At 73.7% G+C, this 5,644-nt stretch carries 5 protein-coding genes; 3 read left to right on the plus strand and 2 right to left on the minus strand.

What is annotated here, in order from left to right:
- The coding region (locus tag ACVNF4_RS31700; protein ID WP_461806323.1) for an AAA domain-containing protein at positions 1 to 1,380 on the minus strand (1,380 nt) is incomplete at its 3' end.
- On the minus strand, positions 1,374 to 3,104 hold the full coding sequence (locus ACVNF4_RS31705; protein ID WP_461806324.1) for a phosphorylase family protein: 1,731 nt from the start codon (positions 3,102 to 3,104) through the stop codon (positions 1,374 to 1,376). The genes ACVNF4_RS31705 and ACVNF4_RS31700, both read right to left, overlap by 7 nt.
- A gap of 271 nt (positions 3,105 to 3,375) precedes the next feature.
- Here ACVNF4_RS31705 and ACVNF4_RS31710 point away from each other — a divergent pair, with 271 nt between their 5' ends.
- The 3 genes from ACVNF4_RS31710 to ACVNF4_RS31720 are packed head-to-tail and all read left to right on the plus strand — an operon-like array spanning position 3,376 to position 5,536.
- A complete protein-coding gene (locus ACVNF4_RS31710) occupies positions 3,376 to 4,440 on the plus strand; it encodes an aromatic ring-hydroxylating dioxygenase subunit alpha (protein WP_461806325.1) in 1,065 nt (354 codons plus the stop codon).
- A complete protein-coding gene (locus tag ACVNF4_RS31715; protein WP_461806326.1) occupies positions 4,437 to 4,595 on the plus strand; it encodes a hypothetical protein in 159 nt (52 codons plus the stop codon). Before ACVNF4_RS31710 ends, ACVNF4_RS31715 begins: the two co-directional genes overlap by 4 nt.
- The gene (locus tag ACVNF4_RS31720; RefSeq protein ID WP_461806327.1) at positions 4,592 to 5,536 is read left to right on the plus strand and encodes a PDR/VanB family oxidoreductase; all 945 of its coding nucleotides are present in this window, start codon (positions 4,592 to 4,594) and stop codon (positions 5,534 to 5,536) included. Before ACVNF4_RS31715 ends, ACVNF4_RS31720 begins: the two co-directional genes overlap by 4 nt.
- Positions 5,537 to 5,644 lie beyond the last annotated feature (108 nt).

Raw genomic sequence — 5,644 nt, forward strand, 5'->3', positions numbered from 1 at the left:
GACCCCGCGCCGGGCCTCCTCCAGCGCGGCCCGCGCCGCCTCCTCCCGCCGGCGTGCCGTCTCCAGGGCGCCGACGGCGTCGTACAGGGCCCTCGGCCACAGGTCCGCCGTCCCACCGCCCGCCCGGTGCGCGGCGAGCCGGGCGCCGACCCGGTCCAGGACGCCCTTGCGGAGGTCCGCCGCGCGGTGGTCCAGGAGGAGGTGGCGGGCGGCCGGGTCGACGCGGTGCTCGGGGCCGACTCTGAGGGTGACCAGGTCGGCGGGGAGGCGGGTGAGGACGTTGTCGACGGCCGTGTTGCTGTGGGCGGTGAGGAGGACGCGCTCGCCGGACTGGGCTGCCCGGCGGGCGAGTTGGGTGATGACGGTGGTCTTTCCGGTGCCGGGCGGGCCGATGACCGTGGCGAGGTCGGGGGTGGTGAGCGCGGTGTGGAGGGCGGCGCGCTGCCAGTCGTCGAGGGTGGACTCCTGGTGGGCAGTCGTGTCTTTCGCGGCGGCTCCGGGGGCCCGGGTGCCCGCGAGGATCGGCAGGAGGTGGGGGTTGCGGGTGTGGCCGTCGCGCAGGGCGGCGAGGGCGTCGGTGCGGCGGGCGTGGACGGTCGTGTTCTCGACGCGCTCCAACTCGCCCTGCTTCGGGAGGTGTTCCCAGTCGACGGGGCGGTCCAGGGCCAGCGTGAGGCGGGCGCCGCGCTGGTCGACCGCCACCACCTGGCCGCGCAGGGCGGGTTCGCCGCCGACCCTGAGGACCTCGTCCTCGACGGGGAGGCGACGACCGTGCAGCACGAACGTGTACGTCCCCCGGCGGGCCGTCGGCTGGACGTCCCGGTAGGTGAACGGCCGCTGCGCCGCCGCCCGTTCGCGGTGCAGCTCGTGCTCCGTGTCGACGGCCTTCGTCAGCAGGTCCAGGTGGCGGGCCTCGCGGTCGTCCGGGTCCCGGTGCCCCTTCGTCGCGGTCTCCTTGCGCAGCAGGTCCCACTCGGCGGCCAGGTGGTCCCAGTGGGTGTCCGCGTGGCCCGGGGCCGCGTCGTGCGTGTGGCGGACCGTCCACGCGGTGGGGCGCAGGAGGAGGCAGCCGCGGGCCAGGCGGTGGTGGTCGTCGAAGCGCAGCGCGGTGACCGCGCGGACCTGGTAGCTGCGGGCGTCCGGCGCCGGCACGAGCAGCGCCAGCCAGCCTCTGCCGTACAGCGCGAGCGCCTGTTGCCGGCGGCCCGGTGGCGGGAACACCGCGGGGACGGTGTCGCGTGCGGCGAGGTCCTCCTCCAACTCCTCGACGCTGCCGGGGAGATGGGGGTGGTCCCGGCGGAGGCGGACGAGGAGGCCGTCGAGGGAGCGGGCGGGGACCAGGACCAGGGGGGTGGGGAGGTCGAGGGTGCGGGTCAGCATGAGGCGGGGTTCTCGGTCGTAGGGGTGGCGTCCTCGCGGGGAGGCACTCCGGGTGGCAGGCCGGCCGGCCGGGCGTAGGGACGGGCGTACCGGCGGGCGAAGGCGTTCTCCCCGCCGGCCGAAGCGATCCGGCGCAGGTGCGCGGCTAGTTCGGGGGCGGTGGGACGGGCGGCGGGGTCGAGGACGAGGGCGGCGCGCAGCAGGTCGTCCAGTGCGGCGGGGGCGGCCGGGAGACAGGTCCGCAGCGGCAGCACCCACACCGGGTCGGGGGGTGCGCCGGTGAGCAGGCGGTAGGCCAGGGCCGCCAGTTGACGGACGTCGGCGGGCGGGCCGACGAGGCCGGGACGGTATGAAGCGTACTCCTGTTCGGGTGCGCGGTATCCCGCGTGTCCCTCGCCGGGTTCCGGCTTCCGGAAGGCCGCTCCGAGGTCCCTCAGCCACAGCGAGGTGTCCCACAGGAGGACGGTCTGCGGCGCCAGGCAGCGGTGCGCGTACCCCTCCCGGTGCAGGACGCCGAGGGATTCGGCGAGAGCCGCGCAGGCCAGCAGGGTGGTGCGCAGCGTACCGCCGGACACGGGTGCCGTCGTCCACACCTCGCCCACGGCGACCGCCGGCCTCCTGTCCGGTACGGGCCAGCGCAGGGCGAGCAGTGCGACGTCCCCCTTCATCTCGTAGCTGTGGGCCTCGGGCAGCCGGTGCGGCCGGCCGGTCCCCGACTCCAGGAAGTCGAACTCCCGCCGCAGCGCCTCCCGTCGGTCCCCCGGAGTACCGATCCGCCGCAGCCACACGAGTTCCGGCTGCCGCCGGACACTCGGAGCCACCCGCCGCGCCCTCCCCCAGCACTCACCCTCCTCCCCCACCCCCACCAGCCCGTCCTCCAGGAGGTACTCCGCCGCGCAGACCTCCACCACGGCACCGGCCCGCCACCCCCTCGGCACCTTCGGCGGCATCTCGACGACCTCGGGCACGGCCGTCTCCTCCTCGTCGTCCGCCGAGCACACCGACTCCCGGACCACCGCCAGCGCGAACGCCGCCGCATGGGCCGCCGCCGTCCGGCGCCCGCCGTCCGTACGGTCGTCGATGCCGCGCACGGTCACCGAAGGCCAGGTCCGGTTCAAGAACGCAGCCTCGGCGACCCCGGCGCTCTCGGTGTCGAGGGCCACGGCGTCCTCGTAGTGCAGGCGCAGCCGCTCGCGCAGGGCGGACCGGTCTCCCTCGATCGCCTGTTCCCCGGCGGCGACGGGCCTGAAGTGGACGGCCGGTGCGCCAGGCTTGCGGCGCAGGCGGCGGCGTGCGGCGGCGGCCGTCTGCCGCACCTCGTGGGAGAGTCGCCAGGTCTCGGGCCGGGCGTGGAAGCCGCCGTCGGTGACTTTCCCGGCGTGCACCCCGTACACCTTGGTGGCGACGACGACGTCCCCCACGGCCACGTCTCCCGTGAGCCGTCCGGCGGTACCCACGAACATCACCAGTCCGGGCCGGAACCGTTTCACGGCGTGCGTCACGACGACCGCCGCTCCCCCGTTCCCCTCGCCGATCTCCGCGAGGGCGACCCGCCAGGGGGTGCCGTCGATCCAGCCCAGCCGGTAGACGGTTCCCATGTCGTCGCGGGTCGTACTCTCCGGGTCTCCCGACAACAGCCTTTCCACCGCGTCGAATTCGACGTCCGACGCGGTGAGAACGACGACCGTGGGGCCGCCGTCCCCCTTTTTCCGCGCTTCACGCACGCGTGCACTCCCTCACCCCGACCGTTCTCCCGGCCACCTTAGCGATGCAGGCGCGGCGGTCAGGAGGAATTCGACAATCCCCGGAGCACACCGGAATTCGAACGATTATCACCGTGCGGCGTTCGGCCGGTGTCCGCAATTCCGGAAGGCGAGTTCGGCCGGCCGGGCCTCCCGGAGATCCTTCCGCGATCCTTCCGCGAGGCGGAAGTTCCCTTGCCGCCCCCGCACCCCCTGAAGACGATGACGGCAGGACCGAGAGACGGGAACCCCGATGCCGCACATCACCGCCTTCGCCAGGAACCAGTGGTATGTCATCGCCTACAGCAACGAAGTCGGCCGCGAGCTCCTGGGCCGGACCGTGCTGGGTGAGCCGATCGTGCTGTACCGCACGGAGGGCGACGGCACCCCGGTGGCGCTGCACGACCGCTGTGTGCACCGGCGTTTCCCGCTGTCGGAGAGCGGCCTCGACGGCGACCGGATCGTGTGCGGCTACCACGGCTTCACCTACGACACGTCCGGCGCCTGTGTGTACGTGCCGGGCCAGAAACGCGTCCCGCGCACGGCGCGTGTCGCCTCCTACCCGGTGGTCGAGCAGGACTCGCTGATCTGGGTGTGGATCGGCGACCCGGCGCTGGCCGACCGGGCGGCGATCCCGCGCGCCCGCCACCTCGACTCCCCGGGCTGGACGACCGTCCGCGGGATGGAGCCGATAGACGCCGACTACGGGCTGCTGGTGGACAACCTGCTCGACCTCTCGCACGAGACGTATCTGCACGGCGGCTACATCGGCACCCCCGAGGTCGCGGAGACCCCGATCACCACGGAGGTCGACGAGGGCGCCGGGATCGTCCGGGTCAGCCGGCACATGGACGACGCCGAGTGCCCGCCGTTCTACGCCCGTTCGACCGGCATCACGGGGCGGATCACGCGCTGGCAGGACATCGAGTACCACGCGCCGTGCCTCTACCTCCTGCACAGCAGGATCGCCCCGGTGGGTGTGGTGCCGGAGGCCGACGGGAGCGATCCGAACGGCTTCCACACCGAGATCACGTACGCGATCACCCCGTCCGGCGACGGCAAGGTGTACGACTTCTGGATGGTCTCGCGGGACTGGGCGACGGACGACGAGGAGGTCAGCGGGTTCCTGCGGGGCAACAACCACACGGTGGTCATGCAGGACGTCGACGCCCTCAACCTCCTTCAGCGCACGCTGGGTTCGGAGCGCGAGGGGTACCAGGAGCTGAGCATCAACATCGACACCGGCGGCCTCGCGGCCCGCCGCATCCTGGCCCGGCTGGTCGAGGAGGGCGACAAGCCGGTGGAGCGGGCGCTGTGACCGGCGAGGTCTACCGCGTGGACTGGCTCCCCGGCACGGACGTCCTGCACGGCACCTGCCACTGCGGCCGGGAGCACACCGCGCAGGACCCGGTGCAGATGTGGGAGTGGATGCTGGCGCACCCGCGCGGGCACGAGACGAAGGACGGCGAGTGAACGCGTACGACGACGAGCTGACGGTCCATCACATCGGCGCCCCCGCCGAGGGGGTGCGCCTGCTGTCCCTGCGCCACCCCCTCGGCGAACCGCTGCCCGCGTGGGAGCCCGGCGCGCACGTCGACCTCCTGCTCGCGCCCGGTCTGGAGCGGCAGTACTCGCTGTGCGGTGACCCGGCGGACCTCCGCGAGTGGCGGGTCGCGGTGCTGCGGGAGCCGGACGGGCGGGGCGGATCGGACTTCGTGCACCGGGAGTTGGCGGTGGGCGACAAGGTGCGGGTACGCGGGCCGCGCAACAACTTCCCGCTGCTGCCCGCGCCGCGCTACCGCTTCGTCGCCGGCGGGATCGGGATCACCCCGCTGCTGCCGATGCTGGCCGCCGCCGAGGCGTCGGGCGCGCAGTGGACGCTGCTGTACGGCGGGCGTTCACGGCGGTCGATGGCGTTCACCGGTGAACTCGGCCGGTACGGGGGGCGGGTGACCGTCGCTCCGCAGGACGAGACCGGGGGGCTGCTCGAACTCGGGCCGGTGCTCGACGAGTTGCCCGAGGACACCCTCGTCTACTGCTGCGGGCCGGGCCCGTTGCTGGACGCGGTGGAGAGCCGGTGCCCGTCGGGGGTGCTGCACGTCGAGCGGTTCCGGCCCAAGGAACAGGGCCAGGACGCCGCGGACACCCGGGAGTTCGACGTCGTCCTGGAGCGCAGCGGCCTCACCGTCACCGTCCCGCAGGACACGTCCGTGCTCGACGCGGTGCGGGCCGCCGGTGTCGACGTGCTGTTCTCGTGCACCGAGGGGACGTGCGGGACCTGTGAGACGGACGTCCTCGACGGGGAGGTCGACCACCGGGACTCCGTCCTCACCCAGGAGGAGCGGGAGGCCGGGGAGACGATGATGATCTGTGTGTCGAGATGCCGGGGGAAGAAGCTGGTACTGGACCTCTGAGCCCCTCCCCCCGCCCTCACCCCTCCGTCGAGGGAACCACCGTGAGGTGCCCCCCGGCACGCCTGCCCGCCCGTGCCGCGCCACGCCGCGCCGTGTGCTGCGGGCGGG

The sequence above is a fragment of the Streptomyces sp. S6 genome (genome assembly GCF_054880855.1).

Excerpts from the sequence above, each read along its gene's own strand:
- ACVNF4_RS31710 (WP_461806325.1), top strand. The coding sequence starts at position 3,376 with ATGCCGCACATCACCGCCTTCGCCAGGAACCAGTGGTATGTCATCGCC.